20 protein-coding genes and 2 pseudogenes are annotated in these 21,522 nt (G+C 70.1%); 17 read left to right on the forward strand and 5 right to left on the reverse strand.

The window, feature by feature from the left end:
- The first annotated feature begins 158 nt into the window (after positions 1 to 158).
- From ACZ6KY_RS02955 to ACZ6KY_RS02965, 3 genes are all read left to right on the forward strand, one after another.
- A complete protein-coding gene (locus ACZ6KY_RS02955) occupies positions 159 to 665 on the forward strand; it encodes a MarR family winged helix-turn-helix transcriptional regulator (RefSeq protein ID WP_469308953.1) in 507 nt (168 codons plus the stop codon).
- Positions 666 to 862: 197 nt separating this feature from the next.
- Positions 863 to 1,360 carry a sigma factor-like helix-turn-helix DNA-binding protein gene (locus ACZ6KY_RS02960; RefSeq protein ID WP_469308954.1) on the forward strand — a complete coding sequence of 166 codons (498 nt, stop codon included), beginning with the start codon at positions 863 to 865 and terminating at the stop codon, positions 1,358 to 1,360.
- Complete coding sequence (locus ACZ6KY_RS02965) at positions 1,357 to 1,608, forward strand: hypothetical protein (RefSeq protein ID WP_469308548.1); 252 nt, start codon at positions 1,357 to 1,359, stop codon at positions 1,606 to 1,608. The genes ACZ6KY_RS02960 and ACZ6KY_RS02965 overlap by 4 nt, the downstream gene beginning before the upstream one ends.
- 179 nt (positions 1,609 to 1,787) lie before the next feature.
- Here ACZ6KY_RS02965 and ACZ6KY_RS02970 read toward each other — a convergent pair whose 3' ends face one another.
- Positions 1,788 to 2,942, reverse strand: coding sequence for a cystathionine gamma-synthase (locus tag ACZ6KY_RS02970; protein ID WP_469308549.1), 1,155 nt, complete (start codon positions 2,940 to 2,942; stop codon positions 1,788 to 1,790).
- 121 nt (positions 2,943 to 3,063) lie between these two features.
- Here ACZ6KY_RS02970 and ACZ6KY_RS02975 point away from each other — a divergent pair, with 121 nt between their 5' ends.
- The gene (locus ACZ6KY_RS02975; RefSeq protein ID WP_469308550.1) at positions 3,064 to 4,182 is read left to right on the forward strand and encodes a hypothetical protein; all 1,119 of its coding nucleotides are present in this window, start codon (positions 3,064 to 3,066) and stop codon (positions 4,180 to 4,182) included.
- A gap of 73 nt (positions 4,183 to 4,255) precedes the next feature.
- Positions 4,256 to 5,362 (forward strand): serine hydrolase domain-containing protein, encoded by a 1,107-nt coding sequence (locus tag ACZ6KY_RS02980; RefSeq protein WP_469308551.1) that lies wholly within the window; start codon positions 4,256 to 4,258, stop codon positions 5,360 to 5,362.
- An 89-nt stretch (positions 5,363 to 5,451) separates the two neighbouring features.
- On the opposite strand, the gene arsM is transcribed toward ACZ6KY_RS02980, so the two are convergent.
- Complete coding sequence (gene arsM / locus ACZ6KY_RS02985; protein ID WP_469308552.1) at positions 5,452 to 6,345, reverse strand: arsenite methyltransferase; 894 nt, start codon at positions 6,343 to 6,345, stop codon at positions 5,452 to 5,454.
- A gap of 104 nt (positions 6,346 to 6,449) precedes the next feature.
- Here arsM and ACZ6KY_RS02990 point away from each other — a divergent pair, with 104 nt between their 5' ends.
- From ACZ6KY_RS02990 to ACZ6KY_RS03020, 7 genes and pseudogenes are all read left to right on the forward strand, one after another.
- Positions 6,450 to 6,827, forward strand: a complete 378-nt coding sequence (locus tag ACZ6KY_RS02990; RefSeq protein WP_469308553.1) for an ArsR/SmtB family transcription factor — start codon at positions 6,450 to 6,452, stop codon at positions 6,825 to 6,827.
- Positions 6,824 to 7,573: an aquaporin gene (locus ACZ6KY_RS02995; RefSeq protein ID WP_469308554.1), complete on the forward strand. Its 750-nt coding sequence runs from the start codon at positions 6,824 to 6,826 to the stop codon at positions 7,571 to 7,573. Before ACZ6KY_RS02990 ends, ACZ6KY_RS02995 begins: the two co-directional genes overlap by 4 nt.
- A 32-nt stretch (positions 7,574 to 7,605) precedes the next feature.
- Positions 7,606 to 8,016 (forward strand): arsenate reductase ArsC, encoded by a 411-nt coding sequence (locus ACZ6KY_RS03000; protein ID WP_469308555.1) that lies wholly within the window; start codon positions 7,606 to 7,608, stop codon positions 8,014 to 8,016.
- A gap of 1,156 nt (positions 8,017 to 9,172) precedes the next feature.
- Positions 9,173 to 9,574, forward strand: coding sequence for a DUF4913 domain-containing protein (locus ACZ6KY_RS03005; protein WP_469308556.1), 402 nt, complete (start codon positions 9,173 to 9,175; stop codon positions 9,572 to 9,574).
- Positions 9,575 to 9,631: 57 nt separating this feature from the next.
- A complete protein-coding gene (locus tag ACZ6KY_RS03010; protein WP_469308557.1) occupies positions 9,632 to 11,023 on the forward strand; it encodes a glycosyltransferase family 4 protein in 1,392 nt (463 codons plus the stop codon).
- 623 nt (positions 11,024 to 11,646) lie between these two features.
- Positions 11,647 to 12,780 (forward strand): hypothetical protein, encoded by a 1,134-nt coding sequence (locus tag ACZ6KY_RS03015; protein ID WP_469308558.1) that lies wholly within the window; start codon positions 11,647 to 11,649, stop codon positions 12,778 to 12,780.
- A gap of 32 nt (positions 12,781 to 12,812) precedes the next feature.
- Positions 12,813 to 12,973 (forward strand): annotated as a pseudogene (locus tag ACZ6KY_RS03020) (IS256 family transposase); the annotation flags it as partial.
- Positions 12,974 to 13,284: 311 nt separating this feature from the next.
- Here the strand turns inward: ACZ6KY_RS03020 and ACZ6KY_RS03025 are convergent.
- Complete coding sequence (locus tag ACZ6KY_RS03025; protein ID WP_469308559.1) at positions 13,285 to 13,821, reverse strand: hypothetical protein; 537 nt, start codon at positions 13,819 to 13,821, stop codon at positions 13,285 to 13,287.
- A gap of 36 nt (positions 13,822 to 13,857) precedes the next feature.
- Between ACZ6KY_RS03025 and ACZ6KY_RS03030 the strand changes: the two genes are divergently transcribed.
- The 4 genes and pseudogenes from ACZ6KY_RS03030 to ACZ6KY_RS03045 all read left to right on the forward strand — a co-directional run bounded on the left by ACZ6KY_RS03030 (position 13,858) and on the right by ACZ6KY_RS03045 (position 16,408).
- Positions 13,858 to 15,321: a M48 family metallopeptidase gene (locus ACZ6KY_RS03030; protein WP_469308560.1), complete on the forward strand. Its 1,464-nt coding sequence runs from the start codon at positions 13,858 to 13,860 to the stop codon at positions 15,319 to 15,321.
- 42 nt (positions 15,322 to 15,363) lie between these two features.
- A pseudogene (locus tag ACZ6KY_RS03035) lies at positions 15,364 to 15,642 on the forward strand (DUF4291 family protein); the annotation flags it as partial.
- A gap of 143 nt (positions 15,643 to 15,785) precedes the next feature.
- Positions 15,786 to 16,139 carry a DUF6247 family protein gene (locus tag ACZ6KY_RS03040; protein ID WP_469308561.1) on the forward strand — a complete coding sequence of 118 codons (354 nt, stop codon included), beginning with the start codon at positions 15,786 to 15,788 and terminating at the stop codon, positions 16,137 to 16,139.
- On the forward strand, positions 16,136 to 16,408 hold the full coding sequence (locus tag ACZ6KY_RS03045; protein ID WP_469308562.1) for a hypothetical protein: 273 nt from the start codon (positions 16,136 to 16,138) through the stop codon (positions 16,406 to 16,408). Before ACZ6KY_RS03040 ends, ACZ6KY_RS03045 begins: the two co-directional genes overlap by 4 nt.
- 322 nt (positions 16,409 to 16,730) lie before the next feature.
- On the opposite strand, the gene ACZ6KY_RS03050 is transcribed toward ACZ6KY_RS03045, so the two are convergent.
- Entirely contained in the window at positions 16,731 to 17,261 is a 531-nt protein-coding gene (locus ACZ6KY_RS03050; protein ID WP_469308563.1) for a hypothetical protein, read from the reverse strand.
- A gap of 410 nt (positions 17,262 to 17,671) precedes the next feature.
- On the opposite strand from ACZ6KY_RS03050, the gene ACZ6KY_RS03055 reads away from it, so the two are divergent.
- Entirely contained in the window at positions 17,672 to 18,901 is a 1,230-nt protein-coding gene (locus ACZ6KY_RS03055; RefSeq protein WP_469308564.1) for a serine hydrolase domain-containing protein, read from the forward strand.
- 91 nt (positions 18,902 to 18,992) lie between these two features.
- Here the strand turns inward: ACZ6KY_RS03055 and ACZ6KY_RS03060 are convergent, their stop codons facing one another.
- Complete coding sequence (locus tag ACZ6KY_RS03060; RefSeq protein ID WP_469308565.1) at positions 18,993 to 21,185, reverse strand: restriction endonuclease; 2,193 nt, start codon at positions 21,183 to 21,185, stop codon at positions 18,993 to 18,995.
- Positions 21,186 to 21,522 lie beyond the last annotated feature (337 nt).

The raw sequence follows: 21,522 nt of genomic DNA on the forward strand, positions 1-21,522 counted from the left end.
AGTCTCGCAGTTCACGCGGGCGCACTCCCGTCGTGACCACGCACCGAGACTCGGTTTGCGCAGCCCCGGTACGGCCCGCGCCCCGGCCGCGTAACCTGTCCCCCAACCCAGCTCCCCACGCATGAATTGAGCCCCCGGCCATGCCCACAACACCAGAGATGTCGATGGACATGACGACCGTCGGTGACACCGGTCTTCTCGAAGCCCTTCAGCACGAGGTCGCGGTCTTCGCGCGCCGTGCGGAACAGACCCGGCTCGGCGGGGTGGGGCAGGTGCGCAACTCCATGGACCGTGCCGCGTACCTGCTGCTCAACCGTCTCGACAAGGAAGGGCCGATGGGCGTCAAGGCGCTCGCGGCGAGCATGGGGATCGACTCCTCGACGGTCACCCGGCAGGTCGCCCCGCTGGTCGACACCGGGCTCGTCAAGCGCACCTCGCACCCCGAGGACGGACGCGCGGTGGTGCTCCAGCTGTCCCCGCGCGGCCAGTCCCGGCTCGACGAAGTACGCACGTCCCGGCGCCAGTTGATGGCCGAGCTGACACACGAATGGGCGCCGGAGGAGCGCGAGGTCTTCTGCGCGCTCCTCACACGCTTCAACAGCGCGCTCTCCGCCCGCCAGGCAACCCAGAACACGCCGGTGCCGGAGTCCGAGCAGACCTCCTGAGCTGCGCGGGGGCAGTGCGCCCTACCCGGCCTCCCCAGATCTCCGTACGCCTCCACGCGCGCGTGCATGTGCGCCGAACCCTTGACCGGAAGGCGCCCCCTGGCCTCATATGAGACCGGGTCCTCGTCGTACACGGTGCGACGGGTCGCACGCGGCCGCGGACCCTTCCTCAGGGTCGCCCTCAGGCGGGAGGCATGGTGCGAGAACGGCGTGCGTCCCAAGGCGTCCGCCGGGCCCGGGAGTTCGAGGCGTTCGTGGCGGGCGCGGCTGGGCGGCTGCTGCACACCGCCACGCTGCTCACCGCGGAACCCCGGGACGCCAACCCGCGCGCGCGGCGGCTGCTGACGCTGGCCCTCGCCCATACGTACGCCTCCTGGGACCGGCTGCACGGCGAGGATCCCTACGACAGCGCCCGCCGGCAACTGGCCGTGCGCTTCCAGCGCGCCGCCTGGTACCAGTACGGGAGCTTCGGGCGGCGGCCCCCCTCACCGGACAACGTCCTGGCCCGGCTCACACCCTTGGAACGGCTGATCCTCGTGCTCAGGCTGTACGAGGGGGTCGCCGAGGAGCAGGCGGCGGCCACGCTCGGGCTCCCCACAGAACGTGTACGGGCGATCTGCGCCCGCGCCATGGCGACGCTGCTGCACCCGCCCCGAGGCCCCGCGCCGGCCAGGGTGGAGGTGGCACCGTCATGAACCTGCCGGAGCGCGAGGCGGCCGTACGGCGGATGCTGGAGCAGGCACCGGCGCCCCCGATGCCGCCCGACCTGTACGGCGAGGTCGTACGCCGCGGAGGGCGCATGCTGCGCCGCAGGACGGCGGCCCGGCGACTGCTGTGGCTGGTGCTGCTCACCGCGGCCGTCGTCTTCGCCGTCTGGGCGGCGACGACCCGTCCGTGGGTGGAGCCGCCGTCGCAGACGACTCCACCACTGACGGGCTGGTGACCGGCCTCCACCACCGACGGGCCTCCACCGACTGACGGGCCGGCTGTCCGTCGCCCGGACGGCGGCTTCCGCTCGACCGCGGGCCCGCTGGAACCGTGTCCCTCCGGACGGACGACGGCCCCCGCTTGCCCCGGTGCCTGCCGAAGCCGTGCCGTCCGGCCGGAAGGCACGGCTCTCTCTTAACCCAGGGCCTGCTGAAGGTCCTCGAGCAGGTCGTCGATGTTCTCGATGCCCACGGAGATGCGGACGAGGTCGGCGGGGACCTCCAGCGCCGAACCGGCCGCCGAGGCGTGCGTCATGCGTCCCGGGTGCTCGATCAGGGACTCCACCCCGCCCAGCGACTCGCCGAGCGTGAAGACCTTGGCGCGGTTGCAGACCTCGACGGCCGCCTCCTCGCCGCCCGCGACCTGGAAGGAGACCATGCCGCCGAACGCCCTCATCTGCTTGGCGGCGATCTCGTGACCGGGGTGCTCCGGAAGGCCCGGGTAGAGAACGCGCGTCACGCGCGCGTGCCGGGTGAGCATCTCGGCGACCCGGCCCGCGTTCTCGCTGTGCCGGTCCATGCGCACGGAGAGCGTCTTGGTGCCGCGCAGCACCAGCCAGGAGTCGAAGGGGCCGGCGACCGCGCCCATCGCGTTCTGGTGGTACGCCAGCTCCTCGCCGAGTTCCTGGTCACCGGTGATCAGGGCGCCGCCCACGACGTCCGAGTGGCCGCCCATGTACTTGGTCAGGGAGTGCACGACGACGTCCGCGCCGAGCGCGAGCGGCTGCTGGAGGTAAGGCGTCGCGAAGGTGTTGTCGACGACGAGCCGGGCGCCCGCCTCGCGCGCGATCTGCGCGACCACGGCGATGTCGGTGATGCCGAGAAGGGGGTTGGAGGGTGTCTCGACCCAGATCACCTTGGTCTTCGGGGTGAGGGCGGCCCGTACCGACTCGGGGTCGCTGGTGTCGGCCACCGACCACTCCACGCCCCACCGGGAGACGACCTTCGCGAAGAGCCGGAAGGTGCCGCCGTACGCGTCGTTGGGGATCACCACGTGGTCGCCGGGGCTCAGCAGCGTACGCAACAGGCAGTCCTCGGCCGCCAGTCCCGACGCGAACGCGAGGCCGCGGCGACCGCCCTCCAGGGCGGCGAGGTTCTCCTCCAGGGCGGTCCTGGTGGGGTTGGCGCTGCGGCTGTACTCGTAACCGCCGCGCAGGCCGCCGACGCCGTCCTGTTTGTAGGTCGAGACCTGGTAGATCGGCGGGACGACCGCTCCGGTGAGGGGGTCGGCCGTGTTGCCCGCGTGGATCGCGAGCGTCTCGAAATGCTGACTGATGTGCCTGTCGCTCATGAGTCCCGAGCGTAGTGCTCCCCCGTTCATGACGTCGTACACCCCTCGCCGGGAACGCCGGACCCGAGACGGAACGGGACCGGGTTGGCCAATTGTCGGACCCGTCTGGTTCGCTTGAGGCATGGAGATTCTCTGGGTCCTGATGGCGCTGGCCATGTTCAGCCTGGTCCTGCTGCCCGTGCTGCGGCGCAGGCGCACCGGTGTGCAGCTGGTCTCGCCCGGCGACCCGGACGCCGCGGACCCGGCGAACTACGGGTTCCTGCGCCAGGAGGAGCTGGACATCCGTATGCCGGGCCCGGACGCGGATCTGCTGAACGTCCTGGACGTGGTGCAGCGGACCCAGGACTACCGCGCGGCCTCGCAGCTGCTGGCCGGCACGGAGACCGACGGCGAGACGCGCTGGCAGCGGGTGCAGGCCTTCGCGGGCGCCGCGTCGCTGGAGCTCCAGCAGCGCCCCGGCGGGGTCAGCGAGACACCCGGCGGGCAGTGGCTGCGGGTGTGGCGCGCCGAGGCGCCCAAGGACGCGGGCGGCGCGGCGGTGCACGCCGAGTTCCTGGTGCAGCAGGCGTGGCGGACGTCGACGCCGGGGACCGACGACTTCCGGATCATCATGGAGGAGGCGCGGTCCGCGTGCGGCGAGGCGGCGCTGCTGTCCCCCGGTGACCCGATCCCGTACGTCATCGAGCTGTCGGTGGCCCGTGGACTCGCCTACTCCCAGCCGGAGTTCGAGAAGCTCTGGCTGAAGATCCTGGACCGCGCGCCCGCCCACATGGGCGCGCATCTGGCGGCCCTGCACTACTGGTGCGAGAAGTGGCACGGCTCGCGCGAGACGGCGTACTCCTTCGCGGAGGCCGCGGCGGCTCGCGCACCGCAGGGCTCCCTCCTCGCGGCGATGCCGCTCTTCGCGGTCTTCGAGCACCTCCCCGAGGTGAACCTGGTCCGCAGCTTCTACCAGAGCGAGGTCGTGACCAAGGCCGTCCACGGCGCGCTGTACGCGGTCCACGCGGCCCGCCCCGACGACCCGATGCTCGCCCACGTCCGCCATCTGCTGGTCCTCTTCCTGGTCCGCGGCGAGCGCTGGTCCGAGGCCATGAGCCAACTGGTGCACATCGACGGCCACGTCGGCGCCCTGCCCTGGACCCTGACCCCCGACCCGGCCGCGGACTACGCGATATACCGCGCCCTCGCGGTAGCGGGGTACGAGGCGAACGGCGGAAGCCCGGCGACGCTGTCGCACTGACGGCGTCACGCGCGGCGAGGACGGCCCGGGAATTCGGTTGCCCCGCCCGGCCGTCCCGGGCTGAATACCAGGCATGGCCGACATCCAGGGCTCATACGACGACCTCTTCACCGCTGTGCCCAACGCGCTGTCCGCGTTGCTGGACGAGGGGGACGCCGGTGGCTCGGTGGCCGTCTTCGTGGACGGGGAACCGGTGGTGGACGTGTGGGGCGGGTTCGCCGACGCGGACCGCGCGATCCCGTGGCAGCGGGACACGATCACCAGCGTCTGGTCCGTCACCAAGACGATGACGGCGCTGTGCGCGCTGATCCTGGTCGACCGTGGCGAGCTCGACCTGGACGCGCCGGTCGGCCACTACTGGCCCGAATTCGCCAGGGCGGGCAAGGAGAAGGTGCTGGTGCGGCACCTGCTCGCGCACACCGCGGGCCTGCCCGACTGGGACGGGCCGATCGAGGACCTCTACGACTGGCCGGCCGCCACGGCTCGGCTGGCCGCACAGACTCCGCGATGGGAGCCGGGAAGCGCTGCCGGGTACCACTCGCTCACCCAGGGATTCCTCGTGGGCGAGGTCGTACGCCGGATCACCGGCCGCAGCCTGGGCGTGTTCTTCGCGGAGGAGGTGGCCGGACCGCTGGACGCCGACTTCCGCATCGGGCTGCCCGCCGAGCACGACCGCCGGGTGGCACTCGCGATCCCGCCGTCCTCCCGGAGCGAGGATTACGCCGCGAGCGCGCCCAGCGGCAAGGCGGTTCCCACCGCCGCCACCCGCGTACGGGTCCGTGACGGCAACAGCGTGGCCTGGCGTCGTGCGGAGATCCCCGCGGCGAACGGATTCGGCAACGCCCGCTCGGTCGCCCTGGTGCAGTCGGTGATGGCCTGCGGAGGAACGGTCCGCGGGACGCGGCTGATGTCGCAGGCGGGCTGTGACCGTGCGAGGCAGGAGCAGTTCAGCGGCGAGGACCGCCTGCTGGGCATGCCCATCCGTTGGGGCCTGGGCTACGCACTGTTCGACAACACCTACGGGTGGGGCGGCTGGGGCGGTTCCTTGGTCGTGATCGATCCCGAACACCGTATGGCGGTGGCTTACGTGACGCATCAGATGCGCGAGCCCGCGGACGACACCCGGGGCCTGGAGATGATGATGGCCGCCTACGACGGGCTCCAGGGCCTACGGACCTGATCCGACAGGTCAGGCGTGGTCTCGGCTCGGCGAGACGGGGATCGGCTCGGCAAGACGGGGTCGCCATCCCCGCTGGAACCGAAGGTCCTTCAGTTCTGGCAGCCGCAGCCTGCCGCGGACTTGGCCTCGGCGACCGGGACGCCGGGGTCGGCCGGGGTCTCGGCGGGCGTGCAGCAGGCGTTGACGCCGCAGCACGCGTCGGCCGACCCGGTCGCAGGGGATGTCCGCGCCTCGGTCCGGGGTTTGCCGGCGCGGACGACGGCGGAGTGCATGCCGTCGGCCACGGGGTGCGTGGGGGTGATCTCGACGTCCACGAACCCTGCCGCCTCAAGGCCTTCGCGGTACTCGGCGAAGGACAGGGCGCCGGCGATGCAGCCGACGTAATCGCCGCGCTCCGCGCGCTCCTGGGGTGTCAGGCTGTCGTCGGCGACGACGTCGGAGACGCCGATGCGGCCGCCCGGCGTCAGGACACGGAACGTCTCGGCGAACACCGCCGCCTTGTCGGTCGACAGGTTGATCACACAGTTGGAGATCACCACGTCGACGGTGTTGGCGGGGAGCGGGATGGCCTCGATGGTGCCCTTGAGGAACTCGACGTTCGTCGCGCCCGCCTTCCTGGTGTTGGCCAGGGCCAGTTCGAGCATCTCCTCGGTCATGTCGAGGCCGTACGCCCTGCCCGTGGGGCCGACGCGGCGGGCCGAGAGCAGGACGTCGATGCCACCGCCGGAGCCGAGGTCGAGGACGCGTTCCCCTTCGTGGAGATCGGCCACGGCGGTCGGGTTGCCGCAGCCCAGTGAGGCGGCGACGGCTTCGGCGGGCAGGGCGTCCCGCTCGTGGGCCGCGTAGAGGGTGGAACCGAAGTTCTCGTCCACCTCGACCGGCTGCGGCCCGCAGCACGCGGTGCCGCCCTCGGTCACCTTCACGGCTGCGGCGGCATACCGTCGGCGAACGGTCTCGCGCAGTTCAGTGGACTGATCGCTCATGACTCACTCCTGAATGACGGGGCACGTCAGGCCCTGGAACGGCTTGTATTGACGTTTGTTGATGCAAGCTTGCGCCTTGGATCGAAGAACGTCAACATAGAGGTATGTCGAAACAAGAGCTCGCGGTGATCGGTCAGGAGGCGGACGGCGCCTGCTGCCCTGGGCTGGCCTCCGCACCGCTGGCCGAGGAGCAGGCCGCAGAACTGGCGAAGGCGTTCAAGGCGCTGGGCGACCCGGTGCGGCTGCGGCTGCTCTCGATGATCGCCTCGCGGGAGGGCGGCGAGGTGTGCGTGTGCGAGCTGACGCCCGCGTTCGAGCTGTCGCAGCCGACGATCTCCCACCATCTCAAGCTTCTCCGGCAGGCCGGACTCATCGACTGCGAGCGGCGTGGCACCTGGGTCTACTACTGGGTGCTGCCCGGCACCCTGGACCGGCTGGGCGCGTTCCTGACCACTCCCGAGCCCGCCGGGGTGACCGCGTGAACGCCTCGCTCGGACGGCGCGCCGTGGCCGAACTGGTGGGAACGGCCGCGCTGGTCACGGTGGTGGTCGGCTCGGGCGTTCAGGCGACACTGCTGTCGCCCGACGTCGGCGTGCAGTTGCTCGCGAACTCGCTCGCCACCGTCTTCGGCCTGGCCGTGCTGATCACGCTGCTCGGACCGGTCTCGGGCGCCCACTTCAACCCGGCGGTCACCCTGGCCGCCTGGTTCACCGGGCGGAAGAACGGCGACGGAACGACCGCGCGCGAAGCGGCCGCGTACATCCCCGCCCAGATCATGGGCGCGATCGGCGGCGCGGTGCTGGCCGACGCGATGTTCGCCGAACCACTCGTGAAGTGGTCCACGCACGACCGCTCCGCCGGTCACCTGTGGCTGGGCGAGATCGTGGCGACGGCCGGGCTCATCCTGCTGGTCTTCGGCCTGGCCCGTACGGATCGCGCCCACCTCGCGTCAGCCGCGGTGGCCTCCTACATCGGGGCCGCGTACTGGTTCACGTCCTCGACGTCGTTCGCGAACCCGGCGGTGACCATCGGCCGGGCCTTCACCGACACGTTCGCGGGCATCGCCCCGGCCTCCGTCGCCCCGTTCGTCGTCGCGCAACTGGTCGGCGCCGCTGTCGGCGTGGGCCTGCTGGCGGCGGTGTTCGGCCGCCCCGCATCCGCCGGGACGGACACAGCCGCCGTCCTCTCCCGTGGCGAGACCGAACTCGCCCCGTCCGCTGCTCCCTGAACCCACCTCCCCCTCCCCGGAAGACACTTGCCATGAGCACCGCCACCCCGCGCCCGTCCGTGCTGTTCGTCTGCGTCCACAACGCCGGACGGTCCCAGATGGCCGCCGCGTTCCTCACCCACCTCGCGGGCGACCGGGTCGAAGTCCGCTCGGCGGGCTCCGCTCCCGCCGACACGGTCAACCCGGCGGTCGTCGACGCGATGAAGGAGGTCGGCATCGACATCTCCGCCGAGACACCGAAGGTGCTCACCGTGGAAGCCGTACGGGCCTCCGACGTCGTGATCACCATGGGGTGCGGTGACACCTGCCCGGTCTTCCCCGGCAAGCGGTACCTCGACTGGCGACTCGACGACCCGGCCGGGCAGGGCGTCGCCGCGGTCCGGCCGATCCGCGACGAGATCGAGCGGCGCATCCGCACCCTGGTGACCGAACTGGCGGCCTGAGCGATCCGCCCTCGTACACGTCCGATGTCCGCCGCCCGAACGGCCCGCAGCCCACGGACACTTGGGACAACGCCCCGCCGATCGGCCGCCGGCTCCCCCTTCACCACGGAGTCCCTCGTACAGGCCAGTCGAAAAAGGAATGGCCACCCGCCCCGGCCGACCCCACGCCGTACGCCACGGAAGAACCGCAACGCGGGATCCGCGCGGCCCACACAGCCTCCACGATCACCGCACGTCCGCCAGACAGGTGAGCCGCGACGGTTCCGGACAGGTGGAATCGGTGTCCGCGCAGTGGCGCCGCAGGACACCGATCACGGAGGATGGCACGCGAATGCGACCCCTGTTCGTGATCAAAGGCTTCGAGAACCTTGATCATCAGGGGTCGCGTCTCTCGTTGCCGAACCGGGCGAACCGACCGGGCGGCGCATACGCGGGCGATCAGCCCATCTCGCCGGCCGAGACGGCGGTGCGCAGGTGGCCGTATTGAATCGCGAGTGCGACCAGACCGCCGGGACGGCGTGACGATGTGCCAGGCGGGGATCCTCTGAAGCGTTCCAGTTCCGATCGCTCCGTTCGGGTCCGCCGGGATGTTGGTTCAGCGATATTCGCGGGTTGTGGGAGGGCCGAAGAAATCCCCTCCGGGCGTTGAACCCCCCCGTACCACGGCCCCGTTGTAATCCTCCGAGGGCACCCCGCGCCAACGGGGCAGCACGCGAACCCGAAGGATCGCGCCGAGGGAAAGGACGTCCATGCCCGATACCGAACGGACTGTCATCGACGCGGCAACACTGCCGCTGCCGAAGAACGGCGCCGGCACATCGACAACGGGAGTCCGGCGATTCGCGACCGACGAGCCGGCGCCTCGACTCGCATAGGTGCGCCCAACCGCGTTCCCGCATCTCTGAGAGCCATGGGGGACCGTCCGGGGCCGAACCGTCCAGCGGCGATTTCCCGACCTCCGAGCCGAGGCTGCCGACGAGCAACGTCGAGGCGTCCACGAAAGAACACGTTCGACGAATACCACGCCGAGATCGACAAGGCCGACACCCCCATGAAGAAGCTGGAGGCGATCGGCACACTCGTCCGCACCTGAGAAGAACCGTCATCTCGCAGACCCCGACGGGGCCGACGAGATGACAGAGGAAAGGCGTACCGGATGAACGACGACAGCACCGGCGGCGAGGAAGCGGAACAGGGACCGCCCCCGTTCATCCTCTACCAGCAGGGTGACGACCTGACGACGGCTCAACGCAGCCTCGCCATCTGGGTGCACAACCTCCTGCTGCCGGTCTACGCCGGAGAGGAGTCGTCCCGCGCCCCGTGGTGCCCGCGCTGGTGGGAGCACCCCGACGCGATGGCCCACCTCTACGGCCTGTGGATGGCATGGCAGGAAATGACCTCCGCCAAGGCCGGCATGAACGGGCCCGCCATGTGGCACCGGGACTTCCTGGGACCGGCGATGGCGTTTCTGCGCGACCCCTCGGGACCTTTCTCGGGCTGCAAGCCCGGAAGCCACCGGCCGAAACACCCGCCACGGGTCGACGTGTACGACGGCTGATCCAGATCCTGATCCCCACCGAATACCTTCCGAGCACAGAAGAGAAGAGAAACCGGCATGGCACCGACACGCATCCTTGTTGTCTCCAACGAGAGTGGCATGGGGCTCGGCGGAGTGCCCGTGTTCAACCAGCTCCTCGCCGAGGGGCTCGCGGCGAACCCGAACCACAAAGTGGACCTGCTCTATGTAACGGACAACCCGCAACTCCACGGAGGTGCGACCGTTCACACGGTTCCCCCGGTGGAGGGCGAGGACAAGATGCAGACGATCCTCAAAGCGGCGCAGCGGGATCCGCAGGATTTCGGCCTCCCGCCCAAGGGAAACGGCCAGTACGACATCGTCATCGGACACAGCCGGTTCTCCGGACCTGCGGCGTCCGCCATACAGTCCGCCTGGTATCCGGACGCCGTGCACATGAACTTTCTCCACACCTCTCCCGAGAAGCTGGAGCGGGCCAAGATCACCGATCCGAACGACCCGGACATGGTCAAGATGCGGGAGGATGCGGGTCTGGCCAAATTGGCGATCGAGAAGGAAATTCTCAGCAAGGCCCCCGTCGGTGTCGGTGTCGGCGGAGCACTGGCCGAGGACATCCAGCGGATTCAGAGGGAGACCGCGGGGGCCAAGAGCTGGCTCGATCTCATGCCCGGTGGCGAAACAGTCAAGACCTTCATCCCGCCCTCGCCGAAGGAACAGCTCAACGTTCTGCTGATGGGGCGCATGGATGACCCCATGAAGGGGGGCGGCGACGCCCTGGCAGCGGTGAAGCATCTCAACGACCGCGGCAAGAAAGTGCATCTCACCATCCGCGGCGCGAAGGCGGAAAAGCTCGAGGAGACGCAGGCCGAGGCGGACAAGCTCGCCGGCGGAGCGGGAAGGGTCACCGTCAAGCCCTTCACCAAGAACAAGCAGGACCTTGTCGACGACATGCACGCCAACCATGTGGTGATCATGCCGTCCAAGACCGAGGGCTTCGGCATGGTCGCCACCGAGGCCGCCGCGCACTGCATTCCGATCCTGGTGAACCGGGACAGTGGCGCGGCCAAGTTCCTCCAGGACCCCGACCGCGGTGCGGCCCACCTGGGCAGGGACAGCGTGGTCATGACACCCGAGGATGCCTCGCAGCGGCACATCGCTTGGGCGGACGCCATCGAGAAGGTCTCGGACAACTGGGTGGACCGCAAGATCGGCGCCTACGACCTGCACAACGTGCTGAAGGGCTACACCTGGGAGAACGCCGGGACGGCCCTGGTCGAAGCGGGAATGGCGGCCAAGGACGGCAACGTGTTCGGCTCGAAGCAACTACAGGGCGGCGAGGTGAAGTTCATGGCCAATGCCGCGAGCCTCACCTCTCCGAACGCCACCACGGGGCAGTCGGGGAACAACCATCCGTCGGCGGCCCCCATGCAGGGATCCCCCAAGCTCACTGCCAAACCGTCGGTGCTCTGAGCGGACCGGCCCGACGGGAGTGCGGGCCGGGCCGGTCCGGCCGCCGCGGGCACCGGTCCGGGTGCGCGGGAGCAGCAGCGGCGCCCAGGCGTACCCGGCCCGGTGTCCGGCAGCAGTCCGCGGAACGCGCGCCCCACTCCGACCAGCTCACCGCCCTCGGCGAAGCCTCCGGCTGACACGGCCCCCCAGGCACGAGGGGGCCTGCCGCATCCCTGTCACGGGCCCGAACCCCCGGGCCGCGAGTGGGCACTGCTTCACCAGCCGGTTGACCGTTGGCGACATGGGCTTCGCTCTGCTCAACCGTTCCATCGGCTACGGCACGTTCACCGAAGCCCAGGCAGCCGACCCGGAGCACACCCCAAGTCGACTGAACCGTCACCAAAGAGGGCCGGCGTCCCAGCACCGTCAACGGCCAGACAGTTCGACCTGTACCAAGGAGGGCAGAGCGGCCCCGGACCGGTCTGCGAACACGGCTTGACATGGATCATCAAGCCGCGCTGACACGCTCCTGTCGGTCGTCTGCGTCAGGGGGCATGGCCGCTTTCGCAGGCGGGAAAGCGGCCTGAGCCCCTCCAGCCGTGGGGGACGAGTCGGTGTCAGTGGCCCGTTCTACTCTGCCGACCATGAGCAGATGGATGGGGAACACCCAGGTTCTGGCAGAACAGGCCGCTCAGTACCGGGTTCTGGCCGAGCACGGCGATCTACCGGAACTGTCTCGCGCCGTCATGCGGGCCGCTTGCAACAACGGCGCCATGACGGGTGTGGGAGTGGAGAACATGGAGCTCCTGCGGGCACTGCCCGACCAGGACCGACTGGAGCTCGCCGGCACATGGGCCCGTTGGTACGCCCACGTGGAAGACATCTGGTCGGCCGGGGAGTTCAGGCGGGATCTGGGTTACTTCCGCGCCGAACTGCTCGTGGCCGCCTCGGGAGTCGTCCGTGGCCTTGACGGGGACCTTCTGGCTGCCGAACGCCAGGAGCGGCTCTCCGAGTTGAGGGACCAGTACGTCATCTGGTCAAACCACCGGATCTGGGAACTGGCCGATGCGGAACTCGCAGCCGGGCGTATGCCCGACCCTGCCGTCCTGGCTGTCTTCCGGCGCACAAGTGCGGCGGCGCACCTGCCGGGTTCCCGTCGCACGCATGCGGCCGGGAACGGCAGGGAACCCGGAATGCAGAACTTGCTGTCCCATTTCCCTGGTCCGGCGCTCAACCCCGGTGAGCCGTGGGCCGACACTGCTCTCCGGGAGGCATCTGCCGGAGGGGAGCCGTGGCAGCGACTGCTGGAGCATGCGGCCCCGGCGACGGCCGCCGCACCATCGGCGAAGTGGAGAAGGACCGGATCGGCCCTTCTGGACGCCGTTGGCCCGGAGGAAGCGCGACGAGCAGTGCAACGGTGGTTGGAGTTGACTCATCTGGCCCGAACCATTCCGCTTCTCGGTCATCCGAACCAACTGTCCGATGTGAACGCGTATTTCGACCCCTACAACTCCCACGTGCTGCGTGGACTCGCTTGGACGCTTTCCCTCCTTCCGCCTCGGCCGGACACCGCCCACACCCTCGCCTGCCTCGTCGAGACCTCCCTGGATCACCGGTCCGGAAACGCTCCCCGCTCGCCTCAGGTGGCCGAGGCGGGCATCGTCGCACTGGCCCTGATCGGGGACGGGACGGCACGGACGGAGCTGGAGACCTTGAGCAGATGGGTCACGCACAAAGGAACATCCCTGCGCATAGGCAAAGCGCTCGCGGGGCTCTGACAAGGGCACGGCCGCCCTTGCCGGCCACCTTGTTCAAGCTCCGCACCAGGGTCGCCCGCGGCGTGCGGGCAGCTCGGCTGCGGCCCTAGCGATGGTGTTCAAGCTGGTCGAGACCGCGCAGGCCTGCCGGCGGGCCGTCGCCGGAGCACACCTGGTGCCCCTGGTCCGGGCTCGCGCCACCGACTCTACGTAGGGCACTGCGAGGAGTACGACACTCCACGCAACCTCGGCTGGGCTCCCGCACCCAACGCAGGAATCCACGTCGTCCCACCGGAGAGGATGGACGTGGACACGGAGGACGCGGGGTACATGCCCTACCTGGGCGGAGCTGAGCCCGTTCACCTGGAACCGGTCAAGGACTGAGCTGTCGGTTGCCGCCCTCACCGTGTTTGCCGCGGCTATTGGCGCCGCGCGTTGATCAACGCTTCCGCCCACTCGGGTGAATGCGCCCGACGTGCCGCATCTCAGCGTCCCCTTCGTCGTGTGGCAGACAGCTCTGCGTGATCAGTCGAAGGCCACGACCAGACGAACGCCGTCGTCTCCGAAGCGCCCTGCCAGGGCCCTCATCACGGCAAAGACATGTGGCCAGTGAGTCTCACGGCCCAGTACCACGCCGACCGTCAACGGCCGGTACGCGCAAGACAGTTCGCCGGTGGTCCACTCCACCAGTCCAGTGGCCGTGCGCAGGTCGGCCGGCGGAACGCCTACCGCGGACAGGGCTTCCGGCGGCCAAGCGTCGGAAACCAGCTGTTGGTGCAGGATCGACGGCAGCGACTTCGTGCGCCAGGTCAGTCGGCCGATGAAGTGATCAGGCGTCGCCGTGGAGTCGATCGAGGCCAGCTCCGCCCAGCTGACCCAGCTCGCGCTGTGCAGGTCACCTGATGCGGTCCAAGGACCCAACTGCGAGCGCATCCCGGTCGGCAGATCGACGGGAAGACCACGGCCTGGTGCAAGGGGTCGGAAGCCCGCGTAGTCGCGTACTCCGAAGAGACAACCGAAAGCTGCGTAGTCGGTCTCGTCGTACAGCGGCCAAAGATCCATGGCGGCCACCCACGGCTCGCCGTCGTAGTAGAAGGCATGGTTCTGACCGTCACCGTCCTGTTGGCGGTGGCGATTCTGCGGGGTCTCTTCGCCTTTCTACGGGCCGGGCGTCTGGGCCCGGTGCCACACGGGGTGGCGATCACGCCACAGGAACAGCCCGAGCTGTGGAGACAGATACAAGCCGCCGCCGAAGTGACGGGGCAACGGCCGCCAAATGAGGTTTACCTGGTCGCCGAGGTCAACGCGGGGGTCGCCGAACAAAGCCGCCTGCTGGGCCTGCTGCCCGGACGACGCCGCATGCTCTTGGGCCTGCCGCTGCTCGGCGGGCTGACCGTCCCGCAACTGCGTGCCGTCCTCGCCCACGAGTTCGGGCACTACGGCAACCTCGATACCCGGCTCGGCGCTGTCACGATGCGCGGCCGGGAAGCGCTACTGCACACGGTGGAGGTCTTCCAGAAGGGCAGCACTCGGCTGCACCACGCGATTGGTGCCCTGTACGTCGGCTACGCCCGGATGTTCCTGCGGACCTCGCAGTCCGTGGCCCGCCACCAGGAGCTTGCCGCGGACCGGACGGCCGCCCGGCATGCGGGCCGTGACGCGACGGCCGCTGCACTACGCGTCCTTCCCGTGCTCGCTGCCGCGTACGCCCACTACCTGGAGACGTACGCCGCGATGGGCAGGTCGCTGGGAGCGCTACCGCCCGAGGGCGAGGTGCACGGCGGATTCCGTCGACTGCTCGCCGCCCGAACCGGGGAGCGGCTCGCTCTGCTCTCCTCCGGGCAGCGTCCGCCGCGGCCGCACCAGTACGACTCGCACCCGCCGATAGCTGAACGGATCGCCCTGATCGAGAAGCTGCCCACCGATGGCCGACCCGATGGGGCGACCGACGAGCCGGCCGCGCTGACTCTGCTGCGCGACCTTGGCCGGGTGTTCGTCGCCTTGGAGGCGCGCACGCTGTCGCAGGAGGCGGCGCGGCTACGGCGCATGAGTTGGGACGACCTCGTCATGGCCCGCGCGGTCGCCGATGCCGAGGACTGGTCCCTGCCGCTGCGGACCGCCGTGGCCAGGGCGCTTCGCTCATCGGCGCAAGGCGCGGGCAGGACGGCGACCGTACACCGAAATGCCACGACCGAAGCAGAGGCCGACAACGAGTTGCCCGCCTTGGAAGAGATACTCGACGCGTTCGACCGCGGCCTGCTGTGGATGGCGGTCGCCGACCGCATGCCCAAGCCGCATCAGGCGGCGCGACTGTCCGGGTCGTCAGCCCGCAACTTCATTCGGCCCAAGGTCTTCGACGGGCTCGCGGGCATGGTCCACCTGCGCCTCGCCGAGTCCGGACACGCGAAACCGGACATCGCCTGGTCGGGGCAGCCTGGACTCATTCTGCCCGAGTCATGGGAGAAGGGCATGGACGACGCCATCGACGCCGCCGTCGCCGACACGCCCGACACCGCCCCGCTGCGCGCCCTGCTCGCGAGCCCCCACTGTGTTTCCGCCTAGTCGCCGTTCGGCCGGGCGGCCGGTCACGATCGCTGGCGGCCACGAGAGTTGAAGAGGGCGCCCGCGCGCGTCCACTGGGACCCCGAGCGGGACCTGTGGCCGCAGCCCTTGCCGTACCGGTCCCCGCAACTCGGCCTCTCGGGTGAGGCTGCGCGACGCTACGCGGACGAATGGACGGTCGCCATCCGCGACGTCACCCCACTCGCCCACGAGGTCCAAGCCCCCGTCAGCGGCGGCGACCTGGACTCAGCCGCCAGACTGCTGTCCCAGGAAGACTTCCGTCCCGGCCAGGACGAGCTCATCGCCCACCTGCGGGGATGAGGAATGGGCTCACCCGGCCTCCCACCCTCGGGCCGGTCCGGGCGACAGCCGAATCGCTTCTCCCTCACTCGTTCGAGCGGAGCGAAAGTGCTCCTGCCCGTTAGGCTGAGGCGTGGGACAGAATCGCCCCCATGGGAGCAGCCATGACCACCCCAGCCGCTGAGCAACCGCTCATCCCTCAGCCGCCTGCAACGGTCGCCACGCTACGGCAGGCCATCAGCCAGATCGCGCCCGCCTCGCTCCCCGCCTTCACGCGGGAGCTGGACCAGGCGGCCGACCAGTCCCGACAGGGGTCCGATCTTGCCCCTCTCCGGCGATTCATCACCCAGTGGGCCGTCTATGTCCACATCCAACGCCAGCCCGGCTTGGCTGCGGACTTCCGCCGCTGGGAGGACACCGCTGAAGCGGGCGACACGGCGCAGGCACGACAGGCCGCCGCCGAGATCGGACGCCTTCTCGACGAAGCCCACGCGGCCGTGGGTCTCTCGACCCGGTGAGTCCGGACTGGCACTGGGAATACGACCCTGATCACGACCACGTGGCAGGCGGCCTCCCGGCCCACGTCGTGGCGGAGGTCGAACGCCTGGCCGACCAAGTCGTCGAGCTCGCCAGTACGGGAGTCGACGTCAGTGATCTCGGCAACGGCCCAAGACCAGGTGGCCTACGTCGTATGGACGCGGCCGGCGGATGGTTCTACTTCCTCGTGGCCCCGCGCGCCCCACTCATCATCATCGTCCGCATCGTGCCCCCGTTCGACGCTTTGTAGCGACACGCCGCCTGCCCGCCCTGGCAGGCGCGGAGCGGAGCCGGGCGATGCCGGGACGAGCCCTGACCGACCGCTCCATGTTCTCGTCGCCGCCAAGCAGTACGGCGAGGCCTACGACGACTGTCTCGAGGTCGTCGAACTGCTGGGTTGACGCATCGTGGGGCGGCGGGAACAGAACAAGCACGCCGGCCCAGCACGCGGCAGCCACAGCCACAGCCATAACCACAGAGCCACGTAGCCACGAGCCGCGGAGCCACGTAGCCACAGAGCCGCAGCCGAACAACCGGGCTCACGGCAGCGGCGCGGTGCCTCGGCCGCCGCCTCAGAACGCCCCCACCATCCCCGCCACTCCGCCGATGAACGCGCTGAGCAGCATCACGGCACCCAGCACTCCGAGAAGTACCAGCAAAGCACGGGGTCTGCCGCGCGCGGCCGCCCTGGCGCGTACGAGCAGAGTTCCCAGGACCAGCACCATCAGGCCGAGCAGGGAGAGCGCCAGCCACCCGAAGGACGCGCCGACGCCCGTCTGCTCGTAGCCGGCGGAAGCCGTTCGCCGTAGCGCGACCGTGCTGCCGACGGGCAGGCTGGTGTCGATCGTGGCATCGGGGTCCACCACGGTCCCGTCGTCGGAGCGGAACGTGCCGTGGCAGTGCGGATAGCGGTGGCCTCCGGCGTGGCTCCACGTGCACGCCTCGACCCGGAGGTACCCGGACGTGCCCGCCACACCCGTGGCGTAGGCGAGGTGAGTTACCGCGAGCCAGGTCACGATGGCGCCCGCGGCGAACAGACCCGCGATCAGAAGCAGCGGACCCCCTGCCCGCGCTCCTCCCCGGAGCCGATCCCAACCGTTCATGCGCCCCCACACATTCATCGACCCCAAACGCCTCCGACGGGACGCCGACCCGGGTCCCGCACAGCTTCGCTCAGCCACTCCTGACCGACTCCTCCCACGATGTACAGCAGACACACGACTGCGCCGGATGGTTGCTCGCGCCCCGGGACCACTCGGCTCAGGCGGTGAGGCGCCGCGAAGACCGGGGGCCGGAGACCTGGGGCCGGGGGCCGAGGGCGGCTGCCCCGAAGCTCGCGGGGATGGACGGACAGCGGCTGGGCCGTGTCGCCGGCCCCCTCGGAAACCCCCGTGGCACCCCGTGGCTCCGAACGAGTGGACTCGACGGAACGTGCATCGGACAGGGGCTCACGGCAAGGGTGCGGGTGGTGATGTTGCCGTCTGCTCCCCTGACCCGGAAGAGGCGCCCCGACATGCGACGTACCTCCTACCGCCGTCCGTTCGCCGCGGCACTGCTCGTGGCGTCCGTGCTGGCCCCGATGACAGCGACTCCCGCCGCGGCCGACCACGCGGCGAGCCTCCGCACGACAGGCCTCCGCGCAGCCGGCGCCGGCGGATACGGCGAGGACGACGCCCCGCAGCACGGCCTCAGCCCCGAGCTGAGCGCCCGGCTGGACAAGGCCGTCAAGGACGTCCGCACGCAGGCCCACATCCCCGGTGTCGTCGTCGGACTCTGGATGCCGGGCAAGGGGGACTACGTCCGCGCGACCGGTGTCGCCGACCTCGCCACCCACAAGCCGATGGCCGTCGACTCCTACGTCCGGATCGGCAGCGAGACCAAGACCTTCACCGTCACCGCCCTGCTCAAGCTCGTCGACGACGGCCGGGTCCGGCTGGACGACCCGATCTCCCGCTACATCAAGGGCGTTCCGGACGGCCGCCACATCACCCTGCGTCAGCTCGCCGAGATGCGCAGCGGCCTGTTCCCGTACACCTCCGACGCGGACTTCGAACACGACCTGCTGAGCAACCCGCAGCGCACCTTCACCCCGCGGGAACTGCTCGCGTACGGCTTCAAGCATCCGAACACCTTCGCGCCCGGCGCGGAGTTCCAGTACTCCAACTCCAACCTCATCCTGCTCGGCCTGGTCATCGAGAAGGTCAGCGGCCACAAGCTCCGCGACTTCATCGACCGGCGGGTGCTCCGCCCGGCTCATCTGCGCGACACGCTGTTCCCGAAGGGGAACGAGTTCCCCAAGCCGCACCCGCAGGGCTACACCGACCAGACGCTGAGCGGTGACATCGCGAACTCCACCGACTGGAACCCCAGTTGGGCCTGGGCGGCCGGGGCGATGATCTCGAACCTGCACGATCTGCGCCGCTGGGCCAAGATCGTCGCCACCGGCACCCTGATCAGCCCCGAGAGCCAGGCGCAGCGCCTCGACACCCTGCCGACCGGCTTCCCGGGAACGACGTACGGGCTCGGCATCTTCGACGCCAACGGATGGATCGGGCACAACGGCTCCCTGCCGGGATACGAGACCGTGACCGTCTATCTGCCCGCGAAGAAGGCCACCCTGGTCATCATGATCAACACCGACGTCTCCTACCAGGGCCAGGAGCCGTCCACGCTGCTCGCCAAGGCCATCACGCAGATCGTCACGCCGAACAACGTGTACGACGGCGCGGTCGTCTCGCAATAGGGCTCGCGCCAGAGGCGGCCCCCAGGTCTGTCGCGGGACAACTCCCGCCCGGCGACAGGCCTGGGGCCGCCCGCGGTCCCGCTCCACCGCACTACTCCACCGCGATGCCGAAGTCCCGTACGAGTTCTTCCAGACCGCCCGTGTAGCCCTTGCCGCCGAGCACGAACTTCCAGTCCCCGTTGGCCCTTCGGCGGAACGAGCCGAGCACCAGGGCGGTTTCGCCCGGCCGGCCGTCGGAGACGTCGAGCCGGTCGAGTTCGGCGAGGTTCGGATCGCGCAGCCGGATGCCTGCGTCCGTGAAACCGGAGAGGTCGGCGTCCGGGTTGGCCTCGGGGTCGATGGCGGCCACGAGTACGAACCGGTCGGCCTCCGCCGGCAGCCCGTCGAAGGACACGCCGATCGCGGCCTTGTCCGGCGGTGCCGCGGACAGTGCGCACACCGAGCCGTCCGGTGTCCGCGGGTTGTTGTAGAAGACGAAGTGATCGTCGCTGAGGACCCGGCCGCCCCGGCAGACGAGCGCGCAGACGTCCAGGGCGACGCTTCCGGTCCACGACATGCCCAGGATGTTGTGGTCGTCGGGCAGCCGGGTCCCCGCAGCCGACGGTGTCGACGAACCGGGCCGTGCGTGCGACGCCGCCGCCTGAGGCTGTGACGACCGTGATGGCCGTGACCCTTGCGTCGACTGCGAGGTCTGCGGCCCTTGCGCCTGCTGCCCAGACCGTGACGGTTGTGTCGGCGATGCCGCGGGCGGACTGCCGGCGTCGCCCAGTCTCCCCCGCAGCCCATGACGATGCAGCAGGTCCACGAGTTCAGGGCCCGCGATGAGCTCCAGCGGCTTGCCGTTCGCGAAGGTGTGCGAGCCGGGGCCGAACCCCGACGTCGTCACGAGAACGCCCTTGTTGGCGCCCGCGTCCTGGACCGTCCCGTACAGGTCGCGTACGGCGGTGGGCGGCACCGTGTTGCGGTAGCGCTTCACCTGCACGACGATCTTGCCGCCCCGGATCGGTGCCGGGTCCAGCGCGTCGACGTCCACGCCGCCGTCGTTCGAACGCTGGGTCGTCACCGCCTGCATCCCCATGGCCCGGAAGAGGTCGGCCACGAGTTCCTCGAACGCGATCGGATCCATGGCGTACAGATCGGGATCGGGTTCCTCGCCGCCGCCGTGGGCTACCACGCGGTTGCCGACATCCTGCGGCCGTCGGCCCGGCCGTACGGGAGTGAGCTGGTCCGGCCGGGCCGAGAGCTGCCCGCGCAGTCCGTCGGCCAGACAGCTGCCCGCGTCCACCTGCGCCAGGTGCAGTTCGAGGAACGAGGAACGGGAGGCCAGCACCGTCGCGAGGAAGATGTGGCCGGGCCGGCCCGTCGTGGGGTCGTGACCGTCCACGAAGCCGTTCAGGACCACCGACTCCAGTGCGCCCTGTTCATCGGCTCCGAAGAGTTCGTGCAGCACGAGCAGCACGCACTGCGCGAGAACCTCGCGGTACAGGCTCCGCCGCTGGGTCACCGGGCGGGGGGATTCCTTGTCCTGATCGGCCCCGGACAGATACCGGACGGACTTCACCTCGGGGACGACCCCGTACGCGGGCAGCTCCCAGTCCAGCACCAGTTGCCCGGCCGCGGCGTCATAGGCGGCGGCGATCTGTCGGGGGAAGCCCTCCGGCCAGGCCGACGAGGAGTAGAGAGCGGCGGAGAAGTACTCGATCACCGAGTCGGGATCCCTGCGGCGGACCCCTTCGGAGACCTCTAGGACACCGGCGTTGTGCCCGCGTACGTCCGCCAGCTGGGCATCGGCCCACTGCTGGTACTCCCGTTGGTACGACGCCAGTTGCCGCTGCCGGTGCTCCTCTGCGGCCTGGGCCGCGTGCCAGTCCCGCTCGAAGCGCGCCTGCGCCTCGGCCTGCGCCTGCGCCCGGCGGTTCGCGGTCCAGCCGCTCTGCGCCTGGTACTGGCCGATGTGCGGCATGACCACCGGCTGCGCCAGCGGCCCCGGGGCGAAGGGCTGGATCTGCTCGGGGCGCAGGAGCGAGGCGGCCCGGAAGGCGGGGGCCCGGCAGCCCTCGGTGAGAAGGCCCTGCAGCGAGGCGACCTGTGCGTCCAGTTCCTCGGTGCGGCGTTGCGCCTCCGCCTGCCGGTACTCGCGGTACTCCTGGGCGGCTCGCCGCTGGTGCGCCCGCGCCTGCTGTTCTTCCTGCCTCCGCCGTCTGGCGTCGAGCTCCAGCTGGCGCTGCTGCTGCCGTTGCACCTCGGCCCAGACGCCGACGAAACCAGTAGAGCGACGACTCATGCGGTGCAGGCCCTCCCCGATGTCGGCAGCCGAAAGGCCCCCTGGCTGTCCCCACAACCATGTGTAAAAGGGTGACTCTATCCAGTAATCGCCGTCCCGCACATCCACCCGGCGAGGACCGCCCACCTGGGGCATTCGCGCAGGTCACTCCATGGTGTCCCGCCGGTCGTCAGCGGTCGTCGGGGCGCCGCCGGGCACGAGGGCCGGCCCCGGCAGCCGTACGAACGGCTCGCGTCGGCAGCACGAAGGCGGGGGGGGGGGGGGGGGGGGGGGAGGAGGGGAGGGGGGAGGGGGGGGGGGGGGGGGGGGGGGGGCGGGGTGGGGGGGGTGGCGGGGC

The sequence above is a fragment of the Streptomyces sp. NPDC042002 genome (assembly GCF_055588305.1).

What these genes read in the sequence shown, in the direction of transcription:
- ACZ6KY_RS02955 (WP_469308953.1), top strand. Translation starts at nt 159, where the DNA reads ATGTCGATGGACATGACGACCGTCGGTGACACCGGTCTTCTCGAAGCC.
- ACZ6KY_RS02965 (WP_469308548.1), top strand. Translation starts at nt 1,357, where the DNA reads ATGAACCTGCCGGAGCGCGAGGCGGCCGTACGGCGGATGCTGGAGCAG.
- ACZ6KY_RS02970 (WP_469308549.1), bottom strand. Translation starts at nt 2,942, where the DNA reads ATGAGCGACAGGCACATCAGTCAGCATTTCGAGACGCTCGCGATCCAC.
- ACZ6KY_RS02975 (WP_469308550.1), top strand. Translation starts at nt 3,064, where the DNA reads ATGGAGATTCTCTGGGTCCTGATGGCGCTGGCCATGTTCAGCCTGGTC.
- ACZ6KY_RS02980 (WP_469308551.1), top strand. Translation starts at nt 4,256, where the DNA reads ATGGCCGACATCCAGGGCTCATACGACGACCTCTTCACCGCTGTGCCC.
- arsM (WP_469308552.1), bottom strand. Translation starts at nt 6,345, where the DNA reads ATGAGCGATCAGTCCACTGAACTGCGCGAGACCGTTCGCCGACGGTAT.
- ACZ6KY_RS02990 (WP_469308553.1), top strand. Translation starts at nt 6,450, where the DNA reads ATGTCGAAACAAGAGCTCGCGGTGATCGGTCAGGAGGCGGACGGCGCC.
- ACZ6KY_RS03000 (WP_469308555.1), top strand. Translation starts at nt 7,606, where the DNA reads ATGAGCACCGCCACCCCGCGCCCGTCCGTGCTGTTCGTCTGCGTCCAC.
- ACZ6KY_RS03005 (WP_469308556.1), top strand. Translation starts at nt 9,173, where the DNA reads ATGAACGACGACAGCACCGGCGGCGAGGAAGCGGAACAGGGACCGCCC.
- ACZ6KY_RS03010 (WP_469308557.1), top strand. Translation starts at nt 9,632, where the DNA reads ATGGCACCGACACGCATCCTTGTTGTCTCCAACGAGAGTGGCATGGGG.
- ACZ6KY_RS03015 (WP_469308558.1), top strand. Translation starts at nt 11,647, where the DNA reads ATGAGCAGATGGATGGGGAACACCCAGGTTCTGGCAGAACAGGCCGCT.
- ACZ6KY_RS03025 (WP_469308559.1), bottom strand. Translation starts at nt 13,821, where the DNA reads ATGGATCTTTGGCCGCTGTACGACGAGACCGACTACGCAGCTTTCGGT.
- ACZ6KY_RS03030 (WP_469308560.1), top strand. Translation starts at nt 13,858, where the DNA reads ATGGTTCTGACCGTCACCGTCCTGTTGGCGGTGGCGATTCTGCGGGGT.
- ACZ6KY_RS03040 (WP_469308561.1), top strand. Translation starts at nt 15,786, where the DNA reads ATGACCACCCCAGCCGCTGAGCAACCGCTCATCCCTCAGCCGCCTGCA.
- ACZ6KY_RS03050 (WP_469308563.1), bottom strand. Translation starts at nt 17,261, where the DNA reads ATGAACGGTTGGGATCGGCTCCGGGGAGGAGCGCGGGCAGGGGGTCCG.
- ACZ6KY_RS03055 (WP_469308564.1), top strand. Translation starts at nt 17,672, where the DNA reads ATGCGACGTACCTCCTACCGCCGTCCGTTCGCCGCGGCACTGCTCGTG.
- ACZ6KY_RS03060 (WP_469308565.1), bottom strand. Translation starts at nt 21,185, where the DNA reads ATGAGTCGTCGCTCTACTGGTTTCGTCGGCGTCTGGGCCGAGGTGCAA.